18 protein-coding genes and 4 pseudogenes are annotated in these 26007 nt (G+C 66.4%); 11 read left to right on the top strand and 11 right to left on the bottom strand.

Features of this window, described 5'->3' with window-relative positions; genetic code table 11:
• Positions 1–93 precede the first annotated feature (93 nt).
• The 3 genes and pseudogenes from ABH935_RS49205 to ABH935_RS49195 all read left to right on the top strand — a co-directional run bounded on the left by ABH935_RS49205 (position 94) and on the right by ABH935_RS49195 (position 2520).
• A complete protein-coding gene (locus tag ABH935_RS49205; protein ID WP_370384928.1) occupies positions 94–1149 on the top strand; it encodes a hypothetical protein in 1056 nt (351 codons plus the stop codon).
• A 69-nt stretch (positions 1150–1218) separates the two neighbouring features.
• A complete protein-coding gene (locus ABH935_RS49200) occupies positions 1219–1473 on the top strand; it encodes a transposase (protein WP_370384939.1) in 255 nt (84 codons plus the stop codon).
• 192 nt (positions 1474–1665) lie between these two features.
• A pseudogene (locus tag ABH935_RS49195) lies at positions 1666–2520 on the top strand (IS5 family transposase).
• A gap of 19 nt (positions 2521–2539) precedes the next feature.
• Here the strand turns inward: ABH935_RS49195 and ABH935_RS49190 are convergent.
• Positions 2540–3748, bottom strand: a complete 1209-nt coding sequence (locus tag ABH935_RS49190; RefSeq protein WP_370384927.1) for an MFS transporter — start codon at positions 3746–3748, stop codon at positions 2540–2542.
• Positions 3749–3840: 92 nt separating this feature from the next.
• Here ABH935_RS49190 and ABH935_RS49185 point away from each other — a divergent pair, with 92 nt between their 5' ends.
• On the top strand, positions 3841–4422 hold the full coding sequence (locus ABH935_RS49185) for a CGNR zinc finger domain-containing protein (RefSeq protein WP_370384938.1): 582 nt from the start codon (positions 3841–3843) through the stop codon (positions 4420–4422).
• Positions 4423–4715: 293 nt separating this feature from the next.
• Here ABH935_RS49185 and ABH935_RS49180 read toward each other — a convergent pair.
• Together ABH935_RS49180 and ABH935_RS49175 are read right to left on the bottom strand one after the other, a co-directional pair.
• Positions 4716–4921: pseudogene (locus ABH935_RS49180) on the bottom strand (hypothetical protein); the annotation flags it as partial.
• Between the two features lie 290 nt (positions 4922–5211).
• Positions 5212–8196 (bottom strand): tetratricopeptide repeat protein, encoded by a 2985-nt coding sequence (locus tag ABH935_RS49175; RefSeq protein WP_370384926.1) that lies wholly within the window; start codon positions 8194–8196, stop codon positions 5212–5214.
• Positions 8197–9071: 875 nt separating this feature from the next.
• Between ABH935_RS49175 and ABH935_RS49170 the strand changes: the two genes are divergently transcribed.
• From ABH935_RS49170 to ABH935_RS49150, 5 genes and pseudogenes are all read left to right on the top strand, one after another.
• Complete coding sequence (locus ABH935_RS49170) at positions 9072–9569, top strand: SigE family RNA polymerase sigma factor (protein WP_370384925.1); 498 nt, start codon at positions 9072–9074, stop codon at positions 9567–9569.
• Positions 9566–10294: a hypothetical protein gene (locus ABH935_RS49165; protein ID WP_370384924.1), complete on the top strand. Its 729-nt coding sequence runs from the start codon at positions 9566–9568 to the stop codon at positions 10292–10294. Before ABH935_RS49170 ends, ABH935_RS49165 begins: the two co-directional genes overlap by 4 nt.
• 1039 nt (positions 10295–11333) lie before the next feature.
• The gene (locus ABH935_RS49160; RefSeq protein ID WP_370384923.1) at positions 11334–12044 is read left to right on the top strand and encodes a diguanylate cyclase domain-containing protein; all 711 of its coding nucleotides are present in this window, start codon (positions 11334–11336) and stop codon (positions 12042–12044) included.
• Positions 12045–12288: 244 nt separating this feature from the next.
• Positions 12289–14103, top strand: coding sequence for a CDGSH iron-sulfur domain-containing protein (locus tag ABH935_RS49155; protein WP_370384922.1), 1815 nt, complete (start codon positions 12289–12291; stop codon positions 14101–14103).
• Positions 14104–14225: 122 nt separating this feature from the next.
• Positions 14226–15148 (top strand): annotated as a pseudogene (locus ABH935_RS49150) (arginase family protein).
• A gap of 124 nt (positions 15149–15272) precedes the next feature.
• Here the strand turns inward: ABH935_RS49150 and ABH935_RS49145 are convergent.
• Together ABH935_RS49145 and ABH935_RS49140 are read right to left on the bottom strand one after the other, a co-directional pair.
• Positions 15273–16043 (bottom strand): SDR family NAD(P)-dependent oxidoreductase, encoded by a 771-nt coding sequence (locus tag ABH935_RS49145; RefSeq protein ID WP_370384921.1) that lies wholly within the window; start codon positions 16041–16043, stop codon positions 15273–15275.
• A 46-nt stretch (positions 16044–16089) separates the two neighbouring features.
• Positions 16090–16803: a DUF4386 domain-containing protein gene (locus ABH935_RS49140; RefSeq protein WP_370384920.1), complete on the bottom strand. Its 714-nt coding sequence runs from the start codon at positions 16801–16803 to the stop codon at positions 16090–16092.
• 80 nt (positions 16804–16883) lie between these two features.
• On the opposite strand from ABH935_RS49140, the gene ABH935_RS49135 reads away from it, so the two are divergent.
• Positions 16884–17366, top strand: a complete 483-nt coding sequence (locus ABH935_RS49135; protein WP_370384919.1) for a MarR family winged helix-turn-helix transcriptional regulator — start codon at positions 16884–16886, stop codon at positions 17364–17366.
• Here ABH935_RS49135 and ABH935_RS49130 read toward each other — a convergent pair.
• From ABH935_RS49130 to ABH935_RS49110, 5 genes and pseudogenes are all read right to left on the bottom strand, one after another.
• A complete protein-coding gene (locus ABH935_RS49130; RefSeq protein WP_370384918.1) occupies positions 17301–17720 on the bottom strand; it encodes an SDR family oxidoreductase in 420 nt (139 codons plus the stop codon). The two genes, ABH935_RS49135 and ABH935_RS49130, sit on opposite strands and share 66 nt — an antisense overlap.
• Positions 17645–18078 (bottom strand): annotated as a pseudogene (locus ABH935_RS49125) (SDR family NAD(P)-dependent oxidoreductase). Before ABH935_RS49125 ends, ABH935_RS49130 begins: the two are co-directional and overlap by 76 nt.
• A 1443-nt stretch (positions 18079–19521) precedes the next feature.
• Positions 19522–19680, bottom strand: coding sequence for a hypothetical protein (locus tag ABH935_RS49120; RefSeq protein ID WP_370384917.1), 159 nt, complete (start codon positions 19678–19680; stop codon positions 19522–19524).
• Between the two features lie 618 nt (positions 19681–20298).
• Positions 20299–21909 carry a hypothetical protein gene (locus ABH935_RS49115; protein WP_370384916.1) on the bottom strand — a complete coding sequence of 537 codons (1611 nt, stop codon included), beginning with the start codon at positions 21907–21909 and terminating at the stop codon, positions 20299–20301.
• A 960-nt stretch (positions 21910–22869) separates the two neighbouring features.
• A complete protein-coding gene (locus ABH935_RS49110) occupies positions 22870–23256 on the bottom strand; it encodes an SDR family oxidoreductase (protein ID WP_370384937.1) in 387 nt (128 codons plus the stop codon).
• A 554-nt stretch (positions 23257–23810) separates the two neighbouring features.
• Here ABH935_RS49110 and ABH935_RS49105 point away from each other — a divergent pair.
• A complete protein-coding gene (locus tag ABH935_RS49105; RefSeq protein ID WP_370384915.1) occupies positions 23811–24218 on the top strand; it encodes a hypothetical protein in 408 nt (135 codons plus the stop codon).
• Positions 24219–24329: 111 nt separating this feature from the next.
• On the opposite strand, the gene ABH935_RS49100 is transcribed toward ABH935_RS49105, so the two are convergent.
• Positions 24330–25700, bottom strand: a complete 1371-nt coding sequence (locus ABH935_RS49100; RefSeq protein WP_370384914.1) for a N,N-dimethylformamidase beta subunit family domain-containing protein — start codon at positions 25698–25700, stop codon at positions 24330–24332.
• Positions 25701–26007 lie beyond the last annotated feature (307 nt).

Genomic DNA, 26007 nt, shown 5'->3' with positions numbered 1-26007 from the left:
CGTCGGCGACTCTAAAATCATTGGTGGCCACGGATCCCCTAAGGCCAGCCCTCATCGCACGATACCTGCAACGGATCTCCAAGGAGGCTTGCGATGAGCGATGGAACCCTGTCCCACGTATACGACCGCCTGCACACCTTCGGCCCGGAGTGGGGCGCGGACCGCCTCACCAACCACGGCCCGATGGCGGCCGAGGTGCTGGTGCGGCACGGACGCGCCGAGGCCGCGGAGGCGTGGACGGAGGCCTACGTGCGGCGTCTGATCGAACTGCCGTCGGCGACGTGGCCGATCACGGAAGAGAACGGGTGCGAGACGCTGGGGGAGGGGAACCGCTACGCAGACTGGACGCGCTACTTCGAGCAGCGACTCACCGAGGCCACCTGGCAGGAGGAGCTGGCGCTGTGGCGGCGGCTGCTGCCGGGGATCGTCGCCGGCGCCACGCACGGTGTGATCCGCACCGGCCACGTGGTCCGCGCACTGCTGGCCGGAGCCGACCACGAGGCGTCGCGTACCGAGCTTGCGCACGCGCTGGCGCTTTGGGCGGCCCGCTTCACGCCGGTGCCCGGTGCCCTGCCGCCGTCTGGCGAGCTGGACGCGGGCCCGGCGCTCGACGGTCTTGACCGGGAACCGGGGCGGTCGGGTACGGTGGCCGAGCGCCTGGGCCGACTCGCTACCACACCGGCCTGGCCCCGGGCGACTGCCGCGCTGCGACCTGCCGCCGACCCGCAGGACGTCCCGAACCGACTGGCCGACCTAGTCGCCGCCGCCACCGAGCGCTACCTGCGTTTCGGTCACGGCTCGCCGGTCTTGCTGGTGCACACCGCCACCGCGCCGAATGCGGTGCTGCACACGCTGCCCGCGCTGCCCGAGACCCTGTGGGAGCCGAGCCTGGCGGCCGTGTGGTCGGCCAGTGCCGCGATCTACAGCGCCTACGGAGCCGAGACGGCCGCCCCTGACAAAGCGTCGCCAACGGTGCCGGAGAGCGACGATCCGGTGGCGCGTGCAGTGGACGCGGCCGTGGCGCACGGGGACGAGCACGTCATCAAGTTCACGGACACCGCCGCCGAGGTCTACACCCGCAGTGGCAGCTCGGCGGCACTGGCAGCGGTTGAGCGCATCCGAGCCTTGATCCCAGCGACGCGGGTGTAAGGCGGGCACGGCCTCGGTCGCGGCGTCCACCAGCTCGCACCCGCCGGGTGGTGCGGACAGTGCCGCTGGCTGATCGGGGCCACCCGCTGCCAAATCCCCGCCTTCGTCGAACTGGCCCGCACCATCAAACGAAACCGCACCGAGATCGACAACGCCCTCGACCACAACCTGTCCAACGCACTGATCGAATCCATGAACACCAAAATCCGACGCATCACCCGTACCGCCTACGGCTTCACCAACCCCGAAGGCCTCATCGCCCTCGCCCTGCCCGCCCACGGCGGCTACCGACCCCACCTACCCCTCCGAACCACCCACACATAAGTGAGGGGCGTCCATTTTTGCTGCATGCGCCGGTCCGTGTGACGACGTGTAGGCTGCCGACTTGACCTTAGGGCGACCGCCAGTAGATGTGGGTGGCCGAGTTCGCGCTGGAAGTGATTGAGGGTATTGACAGGCAGGCACGGATCCCGGTGATCTCGGAGTTCTCTACGCTTGGTAACCGCAGGAGGATCCGTGCCTGTCGTCCCGTCATCTCTGCTGGAGCCGCTGTGGATCCAGTTCGCGGCGCTGCTGCCCGAACAGCCCGAGTTCGCCCCGGACCACCCGTGGGGCTGCCACCGCCGCCGGATTGCTGACCGAATTGTATTCGAGAACGTCATTGCCGCCCTGGTACATGGCGCTGGCTACGAGCGGATCGCCAGCGCCGCCTGCTCGGCCACCACGATCCGCCGCCGGGTCCGACTGTGGGCCAGCCTGGGGCTGGCTCACAAGCTGACCGGATCACCCTGGCCGCCTACGACCAGATGATCGGGCTGGAGCTCAATGACCTGGCCGTCGACGGCTGTCACACCAAGGCCCCGTGCAAAGGCGTCAAGGCCAGCCCGTCCCGGGTCGACCGCGCCAAGCAGGGCCTGAAGTGCTCGACCTGCGTCGAGGCCAGGGGAGTGCCGCTGGGCTTTGCCTCAGCCGGCGCGAACCGCCACGACACCAAGCTGCTCGATCCCACCCTGCGCGCGGCCCGCTCGCAAGTCGGCGGCCTGCCGAGAACGCGACGGTGCACCTGGACTCGGGCTACAACGGCAAGCCATGCAAAGTGGCGTGGCCCTAACCGAACACACCTTGATCGGCGAGATCGCCGCTAAAAGCGTGCCAGCCCTGATTCAAGTGGGCAAGCGCTGGGTCGTGGAATCCACGCAGTCTTGGATGAAAGGCTACGGCAAGATCCGCCGCTGCTTCGAGCGCGTCGGCCGGATCGTCGACTTCTACCTCTACCTGACCGCCGCCTTCGTAACCGTCCGCGCACTCATCCGAGAAGCCCGCGCCCGCTACCGCTGGGACACCCGACCCACCACCCGCCGCTTGCGCTGAACATCTATAGGCGGCCGCTTTAAGGCTCCTGATATTCGAAAGCATCGACCAGCCTTCGGACGACGAGGAGCTGCGCACCCGCCTGCGTCAGGCTAACAACCGCCATCGCGGCCCACATCACTGAGGGACTGGCGTGGTCGAGGAACTGAGTTCCGATGACCGGGGCCACGACTCCAGCTACGCCCCAGCTGAGGCCGTATACCGCGAGGTAGCGCCCGGCGCCGCCGGGCGGCGCGAGGTCGGCGACGACCGTGAAGGCGCGCCCCATAACGAGGAGTTCCCCGAGACTCCAAAGGACGGTGGCTGCCAGATAGGCAGGGAAGCCGCTGGCGAGCGAGTAGCCGATCATTCCCGTCGCGATGAACAGATGGCCCAGGGCGAGCGCCGCCGGGGCTGACAAGCCAGTGAGCCATCCGCGTCGCATCACCGGCTGAGCGGCGACGGTCGTGAGCGCCGAGGCCGTGAACAGCAGTCCCGCGTCGGTGGCGCGAAAACCGGTCCGTTCGAGTGCGAGCGGCAGAGCGATGTCTACTTGCAGGTAGACAAGCGCGAAGACGGTGCCCGAGCTGAGCATGATCAGCAGTGCGCGATCATGCCAGGGTCGGACGGCGCAGGCCTCGTCGCCCCTGGCGGCGCGGACTTGCCGAGGATCGCGAAGGTCGGAGGAGAGCGCGAAGGGGATCACGACCGCGCAGGCCAGACAAGAGGTCGCGTCCACGACGAACAGCCAGCGCAGGTCCCAGCGTCCCAAGAGGGCGGCGAGCAGGCCGGCCCCCATGCCGCCGATCGCGAACGCCGCGTTGAGCATGTTGAAAGCGCGCACTCGGCGTGGACCTGGCTCGACGGTGTCGGCGATAAAGGCTTGGCTTGGAGGCTCGTAGAGTTCGTAGGCGAGGCCGAGGAGGATCGCGAATGCGGTCGCCGTGGCCAGGTTTGCCGACGCGGCTAGGCCGAGCTGCGTGACGGCGCAGCCGGTGAGTCCGAGCAGGATCGTCCGGCGGCGACCAATCCGGTCCGCCAGGCGGCCTCCGGCGAGCCGCGAGGGGATGGTCGCGAGGCCGAACGCCGCGACGACCAGACCGGCTGTCGCGGTGCTCGCGGCGAAGTCCGTGGTGATCAGGACGGCGAGGAACGGCAGCGAGAACTGTCCGAGCCGGTTGACCGCTCTTGCGATGAGCAGGAGCCAGACAGCGCAGGGCAGGGCCTCGGCCTTGGCCCGAACCGTCAATCGCATTCGAATTCTCCGCTTCGGCCATCACTGGTGAAACTGCTAACATCAGTGATGCAACGCTAGCGCCCTAGGGAGTAACCGGTCAAGTGATGTTCAACAGTCACGTCGCGAACCTGCTCGATGCCACAGTCGCGCTCGTCAATGCGCTGACCGATGGCGAAATGCGCGGCAAAAGCTATGTAGTGCCGAGCGGGGACGCGTTAGCCGTAGCTGACGCGATCAGGGGTGCCCTGCCACCCCCGAGCAGCGTTGTACTGGAAATCGACGGGGATCAGGCCGCTCGCTTCGCGCAGGCGGCGAGGGACATGCGCCGTGTGTTTGAGTGCGTGGACACCCAGGACATCGACAGCGCGGCTGCCACAGTCAACTCCCTGCTGATAACTAACGGAGCGCGGCCGCAGTTGAACCGCGTCGCTGGCGAGCCGTGGCGACTCCACTTCCACGGCGTCGACGATTCGCTCGCTGTCAGCTGGAGCGCTGCCTGCGCGACGGCCCTCGCGTTGGTCATCGGCGGCGGCCTTACGAGCCGTCTCGGCGTGTGCCGCGCCGAGCGCTGCGACCGCGTTTATGTCGACTCGTCGCGCAACGCAGGCCGGGAATTCTGTTCGTTGGCATGCCAGAATCGGGCCAAGGCTGCGGCGTTCCGCGCTAGGCGGTCATCGAAGGTTTAGGCCGCGCGCCGCCGACCAGATTATGATCATGGATAGGCGCTTACTCACCGAAACGCAGCAAGGGGCCGAGACCTTCGGCTTCGACGCCTTCTTCGGATCGGAGCACTACCGGCATAGCGGTGACGCCGGCCGCCGACCCAACCGACGTGTGGATCGCGCTCGCCGGACCGGCATGCGAGACCACAACCATCCCGCTGAGGCCCTGTCAACCCAGTGATGTTCCGCCTCCCCGGTTCGCTGCCGATCCAGGTTGCGCAGGTGGACGCGATGTCCAGCTGGCCGGTTCGAACCGGGCCAGCGCCATGAACGAGGGTGGCAATGACGTGCTCGAACACAATTCCGTCGGCAATCCGGCGGTGGTGGCAGCACGGGCGGTCCGGGGCGAACCCAGGCTGTTCGGGCAGCAGCGCCGCGAACTGGATCCACAGGGCTTCAGCAGAGATGACGGGACGACAGGTACGGATCCTGCGGCGGTTACCGGCGTAGAGAACTCCGAGATCACCGGGATCCGTGCCTGCCTGTCAATACCCTCAACCACTTCCAGCGCGAACTCGGCCACCCACATCTACTGGCGGTCGCCCTAAGTTGCCGCGCTCTGTGGAATGCTCCGGCGACTGGTCTGTGATCGTGCGGGAAGCGGCATAGACTGACTGAAGTGTCGGTCCCTTGACCATGGCATAGTTTCTGAAATCCGCCCTCATGGAGCGGTCAGTACATACACGACGGTGACGCGGACGCTGTTCGATGTGGTGTAGTCGTTCGAAGTCAATCGACTCGACGCCGGGCGGCCTACGTCCGACATGCAGCTTGCCCACAGTGGAGTCTCCTTGTGCTGAGTGTGAGCCGTACATCGTCGGCATCGGGCAAGCCGAGGTCGGTGAATATGTCGAGGGCTTGTTGCCAGTGTTGTTGCGCAGCGTCGGTATCGCGGAGTGTGAAGGCGATACCGTTGTGGGCGCGGGCTTGTTGGACGCGGCTGTTCAGCTTCAGGGCGATCTCAAGCGCCCGCCGGTAGTAGTCTCGTGCCTGGTCGGGGAATCCGAGGGTGCGCAAGGTCTCGGCGTAGTCGTTGAGGACATCGCTTTCGCCGACGCGGTCCCCGCTGGCACGTACCAATTCGATGGCTCGGCGATGGTAGTCGAGGGCCTTGTCGCTGTTGCCGAGTGAGCCGTGGGCGAGGCCGAGGTTGGACATCGCGCCGCCCTGGCCTCGCTGGTCGTTGATCTGCCGGTAGAGGTTGAGGGCGCCGTCAGCGTGTTCGATGGCTGCGTCATAGCGAGCCAGGCCACGCCAACAGACCAGTGCGAGATTTACCAGGATGGCGGCTTCCTCATGTGGCGTGCCGCCGGCATCGCGGCAGCAGATCAGGGCGTCCTGGTGGTGTTCGTGTGCGCGTTCGTACTGGCCGTTCCGCCAGTAGCTCAACCCGAGGTTGCTCAGCGTGATGGCCTGAGCCCTTGAGTCCCCGGTCTCCCGGTACAGGACCAGGGCCTTCTGGTAGTGGTCGATCGCGGCTGAGTACTGGCCGGATTCCCAGTACACGACGCCGAGGATCCGTTCCATGTCGGCCACGTCGTGCGCGTCGCCGAGGCGTTGGGCGGCGTCGACGGCGCGGTGCTGGGCGTCCATCCAGTCGTGCAGGTAGCCGCGTATGCGGAAGAACCACCAGACTGCGTTGGACAGTTGACAGACGTGTTTGTCCCAGCCGTGGTCGGCGGCGTAACTGATGATCGCAGTGAGGTTGGTGCGTTCCAGCTCGGACCAGGCCAGCGCGCTACTCCGATCGTCCAGGGAAGGCAGATGGGCCGGAGGGTATGTCGGCTCGATAAGGGTGGGTCCGCCTGTCATGACGAGATGGCTGCGCACGCGGTCGGTGACGCACACGTAGTAATCGAGCATCCGTTGGACGGCCTGGTCGCGGTCTTCAGAGCCTTCATCCCGGATGGCGGCGTCGTGGGCATATTGACGAAGTAGGTCGTGGAATCGGTAGCGGTCCGGGGCAGACTGGTGCAGCAGGTGGGCGTCGAGAAGATCCTCCAGGAGGGACTCTGCCTCGCGTAGGTCGATGCCGGCCAGGGCGGCAGCCAGATAGGCATCGATGGAGGTTCCGGGGTGCAGCCCGAGCAGGCGGAACATGCGCTGATGCGCCGCCGGCAGGTGCCGGTAGGACAAGGTGAACGTGGATGCGACGCTGCGTTCCCCGGCTGTCAGTTCGGCGAGCCGGTGCTGCTCGTCGGCCAGGCGCGCGGCGAGGTACGCGACGCTCCAAGCGGGGCGGGCATTTAGCCGGGCGCCGGCGATGCGGATCGCGAGCGGAAGGTATCCGCACTGCCGTAGCACCTCGGCGACGGCGGCGGGCTCGGCGGCAGACCGGTCGGCCCCGACGATGGCGGTGAACAGGGCCAGGGCGTACGGTTCCGGCAATACGTCAAGGGAGACGGTGTGCGCGCCGTCCAGATCGGCGATGTGCTGTCGGCTGGTGACGATGGCTAGGCAGCCGGCCGCGCCGGGGATAAGCGGGCGTACTTGGGCGGCCGTCGCGGCGTTGTCGAGCAGCACCAGGACTCGCCGGCGGGACAGCTCCGAGCGCCACAGGCCTGAGCGCTGCGCCAACGAGTCAGGGATGCGTCCGCTGGGCAGTCCCAGGGCACGAAGCAAGTAGTCCAGCGCCGCGGCCGGCTCCATTGCGACGTTCCCTGGAGTGTGGCCGTGCAGGTCGACGAACAGCTGCCCATCGGGGAAGCGATCAGCGAGTCGGTGGGCCAGGTGGACTGCGAGCGTGGTCTTGCCGACCCCGGCCATTCCGTTGATCGCTGAGATCGTGACGGTCTGCGGGTTGCCGTCACCGGGGAGTGCGGCTGCCAGCAGCTGGTTGAGCTCGCGATCGCGGCCGGTGAAGTCCGAGATGTCACCAGGCAGCTCATTACTGCTGATCTGGGCTTCCGCACGTGGTGCTTGCGCCTCGTCGTGGGTGACGGACGTAGCGGCCGGCGCGACCGTCGGGTCGACGAGCAGTCGGTGGTACAGCGCTTGGAGATCGCCGGCCGGCTCGACCCCGAGCCGCTCGCGCAGCTCTATGCGGAGCCGGTGATAGGTCTCCAGGGCGTCCGCGCGACGGCCGGCCTCGTCTTGTGCGGTGATCAAGAGCCGCCACAGGCTCTCGCGCAGCGGATGGCGGCTGACCAGCTCTCGCAGTTCAGCAACAAGAGCGCATTGGAGACCCGCGGCCAGGTCCAGGCGGATCCGGCGTTCCAGCGCGGCCAGATGCTCCTCGACAAGGCCGGGCACCACGTCGCGCTGCAGCCGCTCGGAGTTCAGTCCGGCCAGCGGGTCGCCCCGCCACAGACTCAGTGCCGCTCCGAGCAGGTCCCGCGCCTTGCCCGGGTCGTCGGCTACGCCTGCCTCGTCGAGCAGCCGCCGGAACCGCAACAGATCAACCTGGTCGGGATCGACGTCCAGCAGATAGCCGGCCGCCATCGTCTGGATCGTTGCCGGACCCACCACGCTGCGCAGTCGCGAGACCAGGCTGCGCAGGCTATCCGTCGCCGACAGCGGTAACTGGTCGGCCCACACGTGATCGGCCAGCGTCTCCAAGGTGACCATGCGTCCGGCTGACATGGCCAGCGATGCCAGCACGATCGAGGGCCGTCGACCAGGTACGACCAGGTGAGCGTCCCCCAAGCGGACCTGCAGCGAGCCCAATACCCCGAACTGGATGTCAACGGTCTCCATGACACCACCTCCGTGATGTTCAGAGCGGATCGAAAATGTCACTTAACGTGCATTTGATGTTGTGGGTCAATTGCCAACAGACAAGAGTGTGTCGACGACTGGACAACGGCCAACATGCGACAGCGGTTCAATCGCCGCCGTAGGCCGGTGCAACGCAGGCAGGACGCCGGTCATGGATTGTGCGAACCCGCGTCAGAAACATGGTACTCGTCGGTACCGGCGCCGTAAGGTCAATGCTGGCAGCGCGTGGCTATCGGGCACGGAGAACTGCGAGGCGTGACACTGGTGCGAAGGAGAGCGCCCCACCGTTCGAGTTACACCTGTTTAAGTAAGGGTGATTGACGAGAGTGCGAGCCTTAGGGCGATCGCGCCAGTAGATGAGGGTGGCCCAGTTCGGGCTGGAGGTGATTGAGGGTGTTGGCGGGCAGGTACGGATCCTGGTGATCTCGGAGTTTGCTCCGGGCCGTCCGTGGGGCTGTCACGGCCGCCGGATTGCCGACCGAATGTGGTCGGGCACGTGGTAGCGGTCCGGAGCATGGCTCTGGTTACGAGCGGATCGCCGGCCCCGCCTGCGACCAGATGATCGGGCTGGAACTGGACGACCTGGCCGTTGGCGGCTATCACACCGAAGCCCCGCGCAAAGGCGACAAAGCCGTTCCGTCCCGGTCGACCGCACCAAGCAGGACCTGAAGCGCTCGACCTGCGTCGAGGCCAACGGCGTGCTGTCGGGTTCCGTCTCGGACGGCGCGTACCGCCACGACTCCAAGCTCCCCGGTCCCACCCTGCGCGGTCCCGCGAGTTGTGAATCTCGCGGTCGGATAGAACGCCCGCCGTTGCAACTGCGTTAGTTGGGGTAGAGCGGCTTGCCGGGCCGACGTATCGATCGGAGGAGGCAGTTGCGACGGGGGCCAGACAAGGTGGCTGTCGGCGAGTTTCGCGACTTCGTGATCGGTTCACAGACCAGGCTGATCAAGTTCGCAGAACTACTGACCAGGGATTTGGGGCATGCCGAGGATCTCGTCCAGCATGCCTACGCGAAGGTGTTCGCGTCGTGGCCGAAGCTGCGGACCGGTCATCCCGAGGCGTATGCGCGGCGCTGTATCGTCAACGGCCACCGAGACCGCTGGCGGCGTGGAGCCTGGAGGGAATCGCCTGCCGAGGAATCCGGCGACTATGCCACCTGCGAGAGCCTGCCGGAGGAGAACGCCGAGCGTGACGCGGTGCTGCGCGCGCTCGGATGTCTGACGCAGCGGGAACGTGCGGCTGTCGCCCTGAAGTACTACTACGACCTGTCTACCGACGAGATCGCGCTCGAATTGGGCGTCACGGCCGCGACGGTCCGCACGACCGTTTTCCGAGCATTCGCCAAACTTCGTGAAGACCAGCACCTCGCACCTGAAAGGAAGAAATCATGAGCAGCGAGTTCGAGTTCGACGGCCGGCCACTTCCCGTGAACCTACACTTCCGGGACGAGCGTGTGTTGACGGTCGACATCGACGCGATCATGAGCAGCGGGCGACGGATGCGGCACAACCGGAAGGCTCTCGCGGGCGCTGGTGTGGTAGCGGCGATCGGCGTGCTCGGGGTGTCGGCGGCCTATCTGGCTCCGACGTCCGCTTCGAGTGCTGCGGTAGTCGGCGCAGCGCCGTCGCCCGGCCGTCAGCAGCCGTCCACCGCACTGAACTACCTCGCGGGCGGAGGCCACGTTACAGTCCTCGGCTCGCGGGTGAACGCTCAAGCGGGATTCACACTGTCCGCTGTCGCATGGCGCGCCGGCCCTTCGATCTGTTCGGGAATCGCCAACCTGGTCGCCACCACCACGAGCAGTTCGATCACCTGCGCGAATCGGCCGTCTACATTGTCCGCGACCAGGCCCACCGTTCTCGCGCCGCATCTGGTCACTGGCGTCACCGACGATATGGGAGCGCAGGTGGCGATCGGCTTCGTCAGCGGCGATGTCGCCGAAGTCTCCCTGAAAGTCCGGGGACAACTGTGTGACGCAACCGTGGTCGCGTTGCCCGGCTCGCCCTCGACCGGCGCATACGTAGTGTGGATTGGCCCAGGTGACTCCGTGGCGACAGCGCAGGACTTCACACAGATCATCGGATATGACAGCCGGGGAGCTATCGTAACCGGGTAACCACCCCCGACGAAGCTCCGAACGCGTATGGCGCACAACTCGGGGCACTGATCTATGGCGGTCTGGCAAGCACGAGCATGAAGGCGGGCACATCCAAGACCACTCGGATCAGACTGGTTGACAGTTCTGGGCCTCCGGTTTCCGCCCGGTCCGGAAACGGCGTTCAAAGCCCCGCGACATGTCAACGTCTGCCCGTGGCGGATCGGTGTGATCACCCTATGCGGCCGTCGTTCTACTCAACCTCGAACACTGGCGCCGTATCTGGCAGCAATGGCCCTCACACAACGTGACCAACAGCTGCGACCAGTCGACCGGAGCTGCGGCGTCCACAGACAGGATCAGCTGCGCAAAGCGGTAGATCGGCGTCACCCGCTTCGGGCTGACGCCGATATGAGCCTTGAACTGTGTGGCCAGGTGAAAGTTACTCACCCTGGCGGCATCGCTCAGCGCACCGATCGGGACCGCGCGGGACGTTCGTCGGGCGGTGGCGCGGCACGCCAGTCAGGCAGTAGACATCGTCGATGAACCGGTCCAATGGCACGGCGGGAACCCGGCCGATGTACTCCATGGACTCAGTTTCACCGACCAGTGTTCGGTCCACCGCTCGGCGAGCGCGGAGACTCCAAGTTCAAGGCCACGTTCAGAGCCTTGCACGACGTCAGCCTCTGCCCATCGATCATCATCCGAACCGCCGATCCCACCACGTGACGAAGCCACCACCGAACGTCAACGGCCGCTACTCCGGAAAGGGCTGCTGCGCTGGCCATAGCATCAGGGCAGTCCTGGGGTGAGAGGTAGTTGACACCGGTGTGGCATTGGAATGGCATTGGATTGGGAGATGTGTGTGTAAAGCTCGCTACCAGCACGATGATCAGCACGTCCGGGGGAGGCCACGCTGAACCTTTCTGTTCAGCGATGCATCACTCGCGGAAGTGATGATCGTCCCCTAAGGCTCCACCGGAACGCCTGTGTAGAGAACTTGACGCGAGTGCTATCGAGCAGGCTGGCATAACCGGTGGGGTGTGATCAGGAGATAGGCATGTCCGCCCAAATATTCGCGGCCGCTACGGCTATGGCGCTTGCGGGGTTCGCCCTGGGATATGCGTGGAAGTTGTCGCAGATAAAGCGGATGCGCACCGAGGCGGCTCGACTGCGCCGGTTGGCCGAGCACGATCCCCTTACCGGGCTGCCCAACCGCAGCGTCGCGGAACGTTCTCTCAAGGTTGCTGTCGGGGCCGCGACGCGGTGCGCCACCGTCCTGTTGGACCTCGACGATTTCAAAGATGTGAACGATACGTGGGGACACCAGGTCGGCGATGCGCAACTTTCGGCGGTCGCCGACCGGCTGACCGCCATGTGCACGCCACTTGATGCCCTCGCATGCCGCCTGGCCGGCGACGAATTCCTTCTCCTGATTCCGCACGCCGACCGTCATGTGATCTTGAACGAGGTGACCGCGATCCTGGACGGACTACATGAGCCCGTGCCGCTTCAGGTAGGCGAGGGTATAGCGATCATGGTCACGCCCGGTGCGTCCGCAGGGATTGCCGTCCTGGAGTCTGGTATGAGCTGGACGGATCTGTTGCATCGTGCGGACATCGCCCTTTACCAGGCTAAGGCTCTGCGCGGGCGTGCGGTGCTGTTCGCAGATGGTATGCGGCATCCGGCGCCCGCTGACTTTGTTCACCGCAGTGTCCGCCTGCGCGAGCGGCACACGATGGCCCGCGTTCGGTCCCATGCCGAGCTGTGATGCAGCGGACAGTCCGCGTCGCGTTATCGGCGTCGCGGCGTCGATATGGGCGGCCCGTTACAGGTCAACGTGGGGTGAGCCTACGCGCTGGTCCGTCGGTGGCATACGTCGTCATCACGTTGCCCACGAGGTCGCTGACCAGCCGTAGCGGCGCGAGAAGAACCGACTTCCATGTCGCCGCCAGCCTCTACGACGCCACCATACGTAACTCAGCACCAAATGGGTTGAGCTAGGAAGGACACCAATGCAAGTCTCCGACAACCCGATCAATCAGCTGGTGCAGGCCGCCACCGCCCTGGCGGCGGCTGCGTGCAGTGCTCCGGGCGGCGACGCCGATGCTGTGGGGCGTCGGCTGCGTGACTGCGTTATACGGCCGCTCGCGCTGGTTCTCGATAGGTCATCCGTCAGCCCACACGGACTCGAACTGGTGGGTACTGGTTTCGAGGCGCACGAGGACGGTCAGCAGGAGAAGGAGCCAGCCGCTGCGCTGGACGACCGTCTCTGGGATCTCGCCTTGGCGGCCACCGTACTCCGCATGCACCGGTCCGATCTGCCAGAGGCCCAGGAGGCTGCTGCCGCCCTGCAGGATTTGGCGGTCAGCCTGGCCGATGACGTCACCGGCGTGGCTCGCCTCGACGCGCTCGCCCGACTGCAGGCCGGACTCGACACATGTGTGGACGTGGCCGAAAACGGCCCGTATCTGGTCACGAACCTCGAGCGGTTGTCCGACTGGCTCGGCCTGCCACTGCCGGTCAGACCACAGATGGCGCTGTGCCGTTGCGGTGGCTCGGAAAACAAGCCGTACTGCGATGGCACGCACGCCGTCAACGGATTCACCGACGCAAAGGACCCCAACCGCACCGCAGATCGGCTGGACACCTATGAGGGCGTGGAGGTGACCATCCAAGACAACCGCGGTGTTTGTGCCCACTCAGGGTTCTGCACAGACCGGCTCGCCTCGGTCTTCCACGTCAACGAAGAACCCTTCATCACCCCCAGCGGCGGGCGCGTGGACGACATCGTTCGCGCCGTGCGGTCCTGCCCTTCCGGCGCGTTGAGCTACACCTCGGACGGCGTCAGCCGGGTCGGCCAGGCCGATACAGCGCGACCAGCCGCGATCGAAGTCTCCAAAGACGGCCCCTATCGGGTCACCGGCGCCATCGAGCTGTATGACCATGTTGGTCTTCAGGTGGTCCGCAACGAGGGTGCCTCGCTGGAGCACTTCAGTCTTTGTCGATGCGGGCATTCCCAGAACAAACCGTTCTGCTCAGGCATGCACTACTACGTCGGCTTTCACGATCCCGATGCCGACCCGAACCGCGAACCCACGCTGTTCGAGTGGGCCGGCGGCCTACCTGCTCTGACGCGGATGACGCGCCTGTTCTATCAGAAGTACGTGCCCGAGGATCCGCTGCTCGGCCCGCTGTTCGCCAACATGTCCCCCGACCATCCCGAACGGGTCGCGGCTTGGCTGGGTGAGACCTTCCAGGGGCCGAAGGCGTACACCGCGAAGTATGGCGGGTACGACCGAATGGTTTCTCAGCACATAGGCAAGGGGCTGACCGAGGCGCAACGCGCCCGTTGGGTACAGCTCATTGTTCGGGCCGCTGACGAAACCGGCCTGCCTGCCGACCCCGAGTTCCGCGCCGCGTTCACCGCTTACCTCGAATGGGGATCACGCTTGGCAGTCGAGAACTCCACAATCGGTGCCCACCCGCCGGAGCACATGCCCGTGCCGCGTTGGTGGTGGGTCTGCGACGCCACCCCAAGTGCCCGCGTTTCCGCCCTGAGCTCTGTAGCCGAGGAGACACCCGTCGTTGTGCTGCCGGAAGTGGGCGCGGCGGTCAGCTTCGAACAGAACATCAAGCCACTGTTTCGAGCCAGTGATCGCCGATCGATGAGATTCGCGTTTGATCTGTGGTCCTACGACGACGTCAACCGGCATGCTGATGCCATCGTCACCCGGCTGAGGTCCGGCACCATGCCTTGCGATGGTGCCTGGCCAGAGCCCAACGTCGATGCCTTCCAGCAGTGGATCGACACCGGCAAGGCGCCCTGAGAACTCACCGCTACCGGGGATGGAGCAGCTATGAACACCGAATCCCTAGCCGCCTCAGCGTTCAGCCTCGAGCTGAACATCAAGCGCGCGGTGGATCTTAGGCAGGCGACGTAGTGAAGGCCATGCCACGCCCGCGTGCCATTCTGGACGCGCCCTCCAACCTTGGTCTGCGGCCACCCACGGCCCAATCCGTCCCCGGGTGCTACAAGCTGCCGTGGGCCTTGCGTGATCACGGCTTGCTGGCCGGGCTGACGCAGCTGACGCGGGAACAGTCGTGCCTCCGCGCTACGACCGCGGCGACTGGGAATCCGGTGACGGAGTCTTTCACGCCGCTCATATCGCAGACTACAGCCGCCAACTCGCTCGACGCCTGGACCCGCACCTGAAGAGCGGTGACAGTATCGTCGTGCTCGGCGGCGACTGTTCGATCCTGTTGGGCGCGGCTTTGGCGCTTCGCCGACGCGGCCGGTACGGCCTGGCCGCCATCGACGGACTCGACTTCCGGCACCCGGACAACTCCGAAGCCGTGGGCGCGGCCGCCGGTGAAGACCTGGCGCTGGTCACCGGACGCGGGCAGGATGACCTGACCGACATGGACGGGCTGCGGCCCTATTTCCGGCACGCCGATGTCTGGGCTTTGGGCCCGCGGCCGGAGGACGAGTCACTCGCGGAGGTGACGGGGCTCGGCATCCAGGTTGCGACGGCGCCGGAGATCGCCCGGGATCCCGGCGCCACCGGCGCCCGGGTGCTGGACCACCTGAGCGGCCGCGAACTCGACGGGTTCTGGGTGCATCTGGATGCCGACGTTCTCGATCCCTCGGTCATGCCGGCCGTCGACTCGCCAGAGCCCGGCGGACTTTCCGCCGAAGAGCTTGTCGCGCTGCTGCGGCCGCTCCTCGCTGCTCCGCAATGTGCCGGTCTGCAGGTGACCATCTACGATCCCGACCTTGATCCCGATGGCCAGGCCGCCGCTGTGCTCGCCGGCATCCTCATATCGGCTTTCGCCGGACAATCCTGGAGTCTGCCACCGGCGGTAGCGGTCTGACCGCCCGCCGCTTACGACACGCAGCATCACGGACACTTGCCGACACCGACGTCAAAGGATCGGCACCCGGGATATCAGGTCTCGGACGCCGATCCTTCGCTCCCTTGACGGGACCGAGCTGCATTCAGTTGGTGATCCGTCCGCCGGCGACGTCGATGGTGAGTCCGGTCAGCCATGATGCGGCGTCGGAAGCGAGGAACAGGGCTGCGGACGCGACGTCGGTGGTGGTGCCCAGGCGCCCGAGCGGGTGCATCGCCGCAACCTGCTCCTGCACCTCGGTTGGCATGTTCTGCTCGACCTTCTCGGTCCGGATCGTGGACGGGGCCAGGCAGTTGACCCGGATCCGGTGCGGTCCGGGTTCGACGGCGAGGTGCCGGGTGAGCATGACCAAGCCGGCGTTGGCGACGCCGTAGGCGAGGTTGGCCTGGCTGGGTTGGCGTCCGGCGGCTGACGACATCGTCAGGATCGTCCCGCGGCGGCGTTCGACCATGCCGGGCAGGAACGCCTGGATGGTGAGGAACACCGAGGTCAGGTCCGAGTCGATGACCTCGCGCCAGCGTTGCTCAGTGAGCTGTACCGAGCGGGCCGGGTAGCCCTGGCCGCCGGCGAACGCGGCGAGCACGTCGACCGGGCCGAGGTGCTCGGCGACCTGGTCGGCCAGTGCGGCGATCGACGCGGCGTCGGTGACGTCGGCGGCGATCGGGATCGCGGTGCCGCCGCGGTCGGCGATGGCCGAGGCCACGGAGTCGAGGGCCTGCCGGTCGCGGCCGACGACAGCCAGGCGGGCGCCTTGGTCGGCGAACGACTGGGCGGTGCGGGCACCGATGCCACGGGAGCCTCCGGTGACGACGACGACTTTGTCGGCCAGGTCCGGGTAGGAGGTGACGCCGTCCATGGGTGTTCCTCTTTCGGCAGGGGGTTGACAGGGGCCGGGGACTGGATCAGACGGCGCGGGCGTGGCGGGTGCGGGGCAGCATGGCGGCGGCCGCGATCAGCCAGGCCGTGCCGCCGAAGCGGATGATCGGGAGCAGGAAGCCGAAGCCGAGGCTCAGAAGCGTCAGCGTGGACAGGACCCCGGCGATGGCGAGGGCCAGGCCCGCGAACGCCAGGGGGCGAGGCAGGAGCCCGGCCAGCCAGCTGGGCACGGCGATGCCGGCGATGAGGAGGGCGAACATCGTCGCGAATGCGGGGCCGCCGGTCAGGAACGACACGTCGGCGAGCGCGCGGGCCAGCGCCGGGGAGGCGTCGGCCGGCAGTCGGCCGCCGGTCCAGGCGAAGATGCCTGACAGGGCCAGGGCGCTGGCCGCGAGGGCGCCGCCGCTCCAGGCGATCGCGGAGCCCGGAGCCGTGATGCCCAGCGCGCGCAGTCTGCGGTAGACGACGGCCGCGGTGAGTGCCAGGGGTGTCGCGGTCGCGAACAGCAGCCAGGCGCCGGCTTTCACCATGCTGGAGTGAGCGGCTGTGTAGGCAAGGACGGCGGCGCCGGAGGCGTCGGGGTGTGGGGTGGACCGGTTGACGATGACGCCGATCACAGTCAGTGCGGCGTAGGCCAAGACCGGGGCCAGAAGCGGCGGTCCGGACTGCGGGCCTCGTGCACTCCGTGCCCTGGGGCGGTCGGCGGTCGCTGTGGTTGTGGTTGTGGTTGTGGTGCTCATGGTTCCTCCTGGATCGATTCCGTTACGCTTCAATAATAGTTCCACTAGCGTAACGATTGTCAAGTGGGTATGGTTCCACCATGACTACGGATGACGGCCGCCGCGGTGGACCACCCGTGCCAGGGGTGGCGTTCGCTCTGGCCCAGATCGGTGCCCACGCCAGCGCCCTGTTTGCCCGGCGTATCGCCGAACTGGAGTTGACTGCGGCCCAGGCGGGGTTGCTGCGCATGCTGGCGATGTCGCCGGGGCGGAATCAGCGGGAGATCGCCGCCGACCTGGGCATGCCGCCGAGCCGGTTCGTCCCGTTCGCCGACCAGCTCGACGAGCGAGGCCTGATCGAGCGCCGCAAGAATCCCGACGACCGGCGGCAGCACGCGTTGTATCTGACCGACGCGGGCCGGGCCCTACTCGGCGAGCTGGCCAAGGTTGGCGCGGCCCACGAGCAGCAGATCAGCCGCGGTCTGTCCGCTGACGAGCACGACCAGCTACTCGATTTGCTACTTCGTATCGCTTATGAGCAAGGACTCACACCGGGAGTGCATCCCGGCTACAGAGGCACCTGACCACGACTTCGGGTCACGGCGCTGCACTATCCTCGACTGTGGTTGATCAAGCGGCCCCGAAGACGAGCCGACATGGGGGGCGATCTCACGCGCACAGCACGGCCGCGGCGATGTCCACCAGGCTGGCGACGCGGCCGGCCGGTGCTGCTCCCGCACCCGAGCGTCGCGATCGGCATGGGTCTCGCCAGGGCGGGAGGATGTCGGGGTGTCGACCGGACCAGGGCTGACGGCGTTGATCCGGATCCCGTCGCGAACGTGGTCGAGGGCCGCGCTGCGTGTCAGTGCCCTGACTGCGGCCTTTGTCGTGACGTACGCCCCCCCAGGCTGGCTAGGCGCATTTGAGCGCCCAGGCATGAGGCGATGTTGACGATCGCGCCACCACCGTTGTCGCGCATGTGGGCTATTTCAGCCTTCATCGGCAGCGGAGTTCCTGTGACGTTGACCGCGATGAGCGTGGACCACTCGTCCTCGTCGGTGTCGCCCACGAGACCGAACGCGGTGACCATGCCTGCGTTGTTCACTGCGACGTCGAGTCTGCCGTAGAAAGCCGCAGACTCCGCCACGAGCCTAGCGACGTCTTCAGGCCGGGTGATGTCTGCGGTGATTGCCGTCGCGCGACCCCCTCGGTCTCGACGAGCTTCACCGTTTGCGCGAGAGGTTCAGCGGAGCGCCCGGCTACGACGACGGTCGCCCCCTCTTGGGCAAAGGCCAAAGCGGTCGCCCGGCCGATGCTGCCGCCACCTCCGGTGATGAGAACGTCTTTTTTCAACGAATCGAGCAGCCATGGAACTGCCTCCTTGGTGTCTCGTTGGGGTGATGGGCATTAGTGCTTGCAGGGCGCAGGCTTGTCGGCAGGTGTCGGGCGGGCCGACCACGGTCTGATACGGCCGCCATTGAGTCCCCTGGGAGGTTCTCGCGGCAGTGCGATTGTCAGTACTGTCAAGAGCGCGAACGTGTCCCCGCGGCGCCCAAAGCCCACGCGTACCCGCCAATGGTCGCCGTTCGCGCGGCTGCACCGCTGCAGCGACCTGCGTGCTCTGCGTTGCTGCAACAGTTACGAGCAGTGCTAGCCCAACGGTGGGGCCCAGATCCATGGCGGTGTTCATGACGCTTCCAGCAAGCTCGGACCGGCCGCCAGCCCTCATAGCCGTCCTGGCCGAAGGCGATCCGCGCCGTCCGGGCCTGGCTGGCCCCGTGGATCGCGCTACAGCTGGCGTCGAACCTGGTCACCCGAACCTCCACCACAAGACCTCCAAGCCCTGATCAACGCAGTCGGCGCAGGACGAGGCCTGAACCGCTACCTCCCGCCTTAACAAACCACTGCTAGCTCGCCTTGGGCCTGTGCGCGCATCAATGCCGCGGCCAACGCGGCCTCGAGTAGGTCCCAATTCGCTTGAACGCGGCGGGCGGTGAGTTGGTCGTGTGAGCCAGATCCACTGCCGTGTTGACCACGAGACAGCCGCGGCGTCCTCCGTCGCTGGCCGCTTCGCAGGCATACCACTCGACCAGAGCCCGCGCTGCGGGCATACCGGACCTGGAAGGGACAAGCCAGCGAGTAGGTCGGAGTCGACCGGCTCGCGGTAATTGTCGAGCGCCTACAAGGACAGCGCGCTTGTCGCCGAACTGGCGCAGATGCTGGCCAGTGCGAAACCCATGCGTTCGACGAGGTCAGCCATCGACGTCGCCTCATATCTCCGCTCCCAGAAAAGATCCAGCGGGCCCGCAGGGCAGCGTCAGGATCGAACTCTTTAGTCCTTAGCACACCTAGACGGAGCTGTATCTGTATCAAGAACGAACGGTCAAGAAAGAGCGATCTAAATTCGAGCTCCCGGCCGCGCGATCATATCCGGGCTCGATCGGATCGTGACGGTACCAGCGGCCATACCGACAGCCGAATGGCAGGCGCGGCAACGAGGCACCCGACCCGACGTCGGCCCAGATCCGCCTTCGAGCGATGGGATAGCACGCGACTCCGTATCAGTCGAGCGCCCGAGACTTCGGCTCGGGCCGACCGGCCTGGCAGTGATGTACCGGCGTTTGGCGTCGGCGAGGGGGAGGCTGACGAGGATCAAGGGACGTCTTGATCGTGCAGCTGATGGCCCCGAGAAAGGGGTTGTCGGACAAGCCCGGCGGTTTCAGCGGCGTCGGTTCGTCCTCACCGAGGGACAGGACGACCTTGCGCGAGGTCGGCGGCCTCGGCGTCGAGTTCGGCCAGGCGGCCGATCAGCTGCTCGATCTGGGCGCGGACCTGCTCGGCGATGGCGGCGACGGCCCGCTCCCGGTCGGCGATCTTGTCGAAGGTGGTATGGGACATGCCGTTCTCTTACGCCTGCCGCCAGGTTGGGATGGTGGCACCGGTCAGCCAGCGGGTCATCACGGCGGTTATGGCCCAGTAGATCCTGGACCCGGACGTGGCAGGGAGTGATTCGTGTCGTGCAGCCGGACTGCCCTGGCAGGTAGAGGGACAGGTGGAGCAGGTGCTTATGCGCGTGGCGTAGCCAGCGCCACTCGGAGGTGCAGGCGCGCTGCGCCTGCATCACCGCCAATGTCACTAGTTCCGCATCGCTGAGCTGCAGAGTTATGCCGACCGCTGGCCGTGGCGGCGCAATTTGCGGAACGCCTTCAGCAGATCGTCGACCGTCGCGTACAGCGCAGCCACGAGGGTGTTTATGTCAGAGTTCACAACCTGTCATCGGAGACCCTTGCGCCATCATCGCGCAGCCCATCCCTTGGACTCAGTCATCGCTGCACCCGAAAGCATCCATGCCAGCCTGACGTTCTACCAAGTCACTGGACACCATCCAGAACCTGCTGGACTGCTGGACCGGCACCTGCACCCCTGCCACCGGCAACCCAATACCAGCACCGGCGATCAAGAACAGACCAGACCTAACGGAGTACTACTAGTGCCCGGCGAGCCTTTCGCCCACCGTCAGCCGGTCGCCGCAGTCGCCGATCGGCGTGCGGGCCTCGAAGCGGGCCTGAGCCGGCAGGGCCGAACCAGCGTAGTCCCGCAGCTTCGTGATGACCGCCGCGTCCGTGAGCGCCGACCTGCGCATCCAGTCGCTGCTGCCCCCGGGGTCAGCCGGGGTCTTCGGCCAGATCTGGACGTAGTCACGCTGCAGGCGCGGATCGAAGCTGGACCCGGCCATGAGCGTCGGCGACCACTCGCCGTGCGTCTGGATGAACGTCGGCTGCATGACGTCGAATACGTAGTCCCGCAGCCCGGCCATGTCCTGCTTGTGCAGATAATTCGCGACCTTCGCGTCGACAGCCCGGCGGTGTCCCGCAGGTGCAGCCGGCTGGTCAGAGCCGTCCCGCCGAGGTCGGGTAGCAGGAGGCTGCCCTGCTGGACACCGGCGATGTCGGCGAACTCGTTGAACAACTGGCCGTCCTCGTTGGCGACGATGCACAACGGAGCCGTCGGATTCGCCGCGCTGTTCGGCAGCATCGGTGAGGTGACGCCGTAGGCCAGGTACAGCGCCCCGGCCAAAGAACCGACCAGTCCGATCCGGCGCCGCAGACCCGGCAGGACGACCAGCCGCGCGGTGCACAACGCCGTGGCCAGCACAGCCAACGGCCAGACCGGCGTCGAGAACCGCAACTGCCCCATCCAGTCGGCGTTCAGCACGCAGTACCCGACCAGCGCAAGGGCGAGCGGCACGAGTAACGCGACCAGCGGCCGGGACATCTCCGGCACCACTGCCGCCGCCGTGGCCAGCACGCCGATGGCCAGCAGTGAGATCACCAGGCCCGGATACTGCAGGACCTCCGACACCCGGTTCAGATCGCTGGGTACCGGACTCGCCTGAGCTTTCGCCACCGCCGTGTTCGCCACCCAGCGACCGAACTCGAGGCGACGCCAGACCTCGTACACGCCGGTCGGCCCAAGTGCGGCCAGGGCGAAGAACGCGCACGGCCGCACCACCTCCCGGATCCGGTGCCGATCAACCAGCAGCAGGACGACCCCGGGATAGACGGCCAGGTAGATGAGGCCGTCCGGTCGGGTGAGCACCGCCAGCGCGACCAGGAGCCCGGCGATAGCCGCGGTCCGGCGCGCCAACAGCCGGTCCGAGCCGGGACCGCACATCGCCGTACGCACCAGGAGCACGGCAAGGCTCGTGACCAGCAACGCGTAGAAGGAGTTCTCCAAGCCGGAGAAGGACCATATGACGAACGCCGGAACGAAGGCGAGTGTCGTGCCGGCGCACGCGGTTACCGCCGCGGCGACCCGTCGGCTGGTCAGGACCGCCAGGCACGCCGCATAGAAACAGATCAGGATGCCGACGACGCAGACGAACGCCAAGGCCTTCGGGAACAGGACGTAGTCCGGGAAGCCGAACCACGCACCGTGGTCGAAAAGGCCGAGCAGCCTCCCGATCGCCAGCAACCCGACCCACGTCGGATCCGAGTAGCCCTCCACCGGCGAGGCTCCCGCCTGGACCACCGGGCCCCGCCCCTCCGCGAAGCTCCGCGCGTAGGCGAAGCTGATGCCCGCATCGTCGACGATCCACCGGCCCAGTCGCGCGCCCTGGATTCCCATCACCAGAGCCGACCAGACAATCGCAGCGATGCCCAGCTTTTGGCACCGCACTATTTCGAACCGTCGCAAACGAGATCCGAGCCAGGGTGTCCTGCCTACGGCGGTCAGGTATCTGGATCGCCAAAGTGTCATCCTCGCTCCCGAACCCGCACCCCGACGGTCGTCTGCACCGCGCGGACTGATGTCGCCGCACGAATCGGTAACCACTCCGAAGCACGGTGCCGCACAGCCGCCTGCGCGCCACGATCGCGCCAGCGCAGCCGGCGCCGGATGTGACTCTCCCTAATCAGTGTCATCAGCAGCGGCAGCGCTGTCGGCTCACTTATGAGCCTTAGCCGACACCTCAGGACTCTGAGCTGTAGCAGCGCGACTGCGAGCCTGCCCAGATCCCCCGGCCAAGGCCAACGAGCCTGACGCCGACGGTGAAATCATGAGCTATCCCGCTGCCAAACTGATGCCAACGCCATGCCATATCGCGCTAGTGCTAGGTAGCAGCAGCGCACTGACAAAGCTTTAACCGAGCCGATGGAACCGGATCATCTTGGCGACCTCCATTTAGCCCTGGCCGGGAATATCCTGAGTGGCCCTGGGCACGCTCGAGCAGCGGGACCGGGCGAACATTAGAAGCTGGCCCGCGGCGGCATCGGCCGCCGCGTGGTCACCGCCTTATGGCACTCGCTGCCGACGATGGCAGGCTGGAACTCCCGATCACCTGGAAGGGTGCCGCCGGCCAAGTTTGCCCGCGGCCTGCGGGTTCTGCGCGCATCCAACCGCGACCTCCGAGCTGGTGGTAGCGGGCAGGACGCGGCTGGCGTCGCGGTGAGACCCAGGCCAGAAGATTGTGATGGCGTGGCTGGCGGAGGCAAAATCTGCGATCGAAGCGCCGATCGCTGTGAGCACCTGCGGAGCGACGGCCTACGACGGTGCTTGGTGCCTTACTCGACGGGAGGCGAACGCGAACTATCCCGGGATCCCGCCGGCGTTCAGCGTGTCGATCTTGTATGTGCTGCGCACAGTGCTACCACTGATCGCCATACGCCACAAACATCCCGGCGGCAGAGTCGACGGCAGTTCTGGGCCGCGGAACGGCCGGGCGTTCCTCGAAGTCCGCAATTGCGGCGACAAGGTCGACACTTGCGAGACCGAGCGCCGCTTCCAGATGAATCCGTCGGGGTCGATCCGTACGCCGGTTCGGATCGGACCCGGCGAAACGGTGACGGCGCGCACGTTTCGGCCGTCAAACTGCTCGGCGATGACCTTGGTGAGCGCGCTGAGCGCGGCCTTCGCGACGTTGTAGTGGGCGGGGTCGGCACTGACCACCCGGGCGTCGGCTGACGAGACGTTGATGACGGCGCCCTCGTGTTCGACGAGGCTTGGCAGGCATCGGTAGCCGCGGCCGCGGCAATCGTCGTGTTCGTGGCGCCATCAGCTGCGGCTAACACGATCCGAGCGCGTTGCAGCGCCTGTACCGATGCGGTCCGCGATGCGGCCAGCTTGGCCACCCTGCGGCGTCGCCTCGTCCAGCACGATCGTTACCGCTCGCGGCGCGGCCATCTGCACTCCCGCGTCATCCGATCCTTGGATCGAGGGCATGCGCTCCAAGCTCAAGCACCTGGTGGCAGTCGGACTTGTCGAAGAACGCGAGCCCGGTTTGTTCGCCGTGCCGCGCCCACGCGATGGTGACTGAGCCGCTCACCAGCTCACCTCAGCCGTGCCCAACAGCGAATCAGACATCAAGGCGCGAACCTTACTCTGAGAGCTTTTCGTTCTGAATCCGTTGGTGGGTGGGGCTGGTTTGGCGGTGGTTTGCCGTGGGTGGGCTGTTGAACGGTTGTTATCGTCGGGGTTGATCGTCCGTCATTTGGTGCGCAACCCGAAGCCCTGGGTGGGTTGGGCCGTGTGTGAACAAGAACCCTGAGTCCGCCGAGGACGCTGGCTCCGTTGTCTATCAGGTCCGACTCCCGCTGTCGGCGCGTGTCGTCACATTCGTCGCCGGTGTGATCCGGGCCCTCAGCAAGGCGCTGGGAACGCGCTGGCTCCAGGTGGGCACGGGCCGGCAGGCGGTCATTGCGCTGGCGATCTGCTGTTCTTGGCGATCACCGACGGCAGGGGCCGCCTGGCATGGATTTCTGCGGCCAAGGCCGGGGGGCTCCTCGGACATCACCGTCGCCAGGGGCAACGACATCACCGCGAAGCTGCGCGAGGCAGGCCTCGGCGCGATCTGCGACCTGGGCTTCGTCGGTCTGGACGACGACCCCGCCGACCCGGTGATCATCATCGGGAAGAAACCCGCCCGCAAACACCACTGACGAAAACCCAGAAGGAGGCGAACAAGCTCGTCAGCCGCAAACGCGCCGCCACCGAGCACGGCCTCGCCAACCTCAAACCAGCCCCCACCAGCAAATTCGAGACGAAAGTCCTCAATAGATGCGCTGTGACACATCCCCGGGCTGCTTCGCTGAGGAGACCAACTCTTCCGGCGTCGGCGGCCAGGACGGCGTCGAGGGATACTGCCGCCTCGCGGGTCCGGCAGCGAAGGCGCTCAGGATGTTGTCCGTCATCCGCGTTATCACCTGCCGGGCTGATGGCGGGGTCGGCGCGAGGTGCAGGCAGTCGCCGTTCATGACGCACGGCCAGTACGTCACGCCCGCGTTGAAGACGCCGGCCTGCGATGTCGCCACGTAGTACGTCGTCGTGGCCATTTCCGCCTCGCCGCTTCTCGTACGCAAGGGCATCGCGGCTAGCACATCCACGTCCCGCGGCGTCGTCGGCTTGTTCACGTCCACCTGGTCGTACTCGCCACCGATGGTGTTGCGCAGCACCTGGCTGGCGGTCACGCCGGTGCCGGCGAATATCCACGACTGGGCGTGCAGCACCCGGAGCGAGCCGGTCGCACCGAGATATCCGTACCCCTCGCCGACCAGAGCGGCCTCGGGTCTGTTCAACGGTGGATCGGCCCAGTTCACCGTGGCCTGCGAGGGGTCCTTGGCGGCCGCAGTGTCGCCCGCCACCGTGCGGCGTACCACCATGCGGCGGTCCGGGCCCAGTGGCGAGTCAGTCAGCCGGACTGCGGTGTAGACCGAGTTGGCGCCGAAAAACGCGATGTTCACCCCGGCCTGGCGGGCGGCGAGCGCGCCGTCATACATGCGCTTGGTCCAATACTCGGAGTGGCCGCCGATGATGATGCCCTTGTGCTGCTTTAGCAGTCCCGGGTTGGCATCGGTGTCGGTATCGGTGAAGTAGTCGGTGTCGATGCCGACCTTCTCCAACTCCCGCACTATGGGAAGCTCGTATTGGTAGGCCGAGTAATATCCGCCGTCCTGATACGGGCGGTCGAAGCTCACCTCCGTGCTGGCTGCGGCGGGGAGGTTGCCGTACGTCGAGTGCCCGCCGAAGGTGTTGTAGGCCTGATACGTCAGCACGCTGGCTTGATAGCCCAGCGGCGCGTTGTCGCCGTCGGCTCGGATCACCAGCGGGATCGACGACGGCGTTTGCCCCGACGCGCGCACCACCAGCAGATAGTACCCAGGGACCCAGTGCCCGGTGACGTGGAATGTCAGCGTCGCCTTCCACGGCGCCTCGGTCAGTAGGCTCGACCCGGTCACCGTGGCGTTCGCCTGAGGTCCGAGGGCGAGATCCTTGGCCTCCCAGATCAGCCGACCGCCCGCGCCGCCGTAATACCCCATCCGGTAGGCCGATAATGAGGCCCCTGACACCATCTTGGGCGAACTCAGGTATGCGGTGATCGTGTCCCCGCACTGCGCGCTGTCACGGTTCAGATAGCCGTTCACCGTCCCGGCAAGGGTGTGTTTCGCGTCTTGCCACGCGGTCGTACCGGCGAGCGCGTTCTCCGCGCGCAGCCATCCAGGCGTGAGCCTTCCTGTCCGGCAGTCCGCGTTGCTGGGGCTGCTGGTGCTGGTGGCGCTACCGTTGTCGCCGCGAGATACCTCGTCGGTGCGCGACCGGGCGTGGAGGCTGCGTGAGTCGTTTTGGCTGTCGGACGGACTCTGCTGGCTTATTTGTTAGGCGGCGAGGGCGGCTTGTAGTCGGGTGAGGTGGCTGGTTCGGGTTCTGCCTTGGAGGTGGTTGTTGGTCCAG

The organism is Catenulispora sp. GAS73, assembly GCF_041262085.1.
Classification (GTDB): domain Bacteria; phylum Actinomycetota; class Actinomycetes; order Streptomycetales; family Catenulisporaceae; genus Catenulispora.
This window is presented reverse-complemented; position numbering and strand designations above follow the sequence as displayed.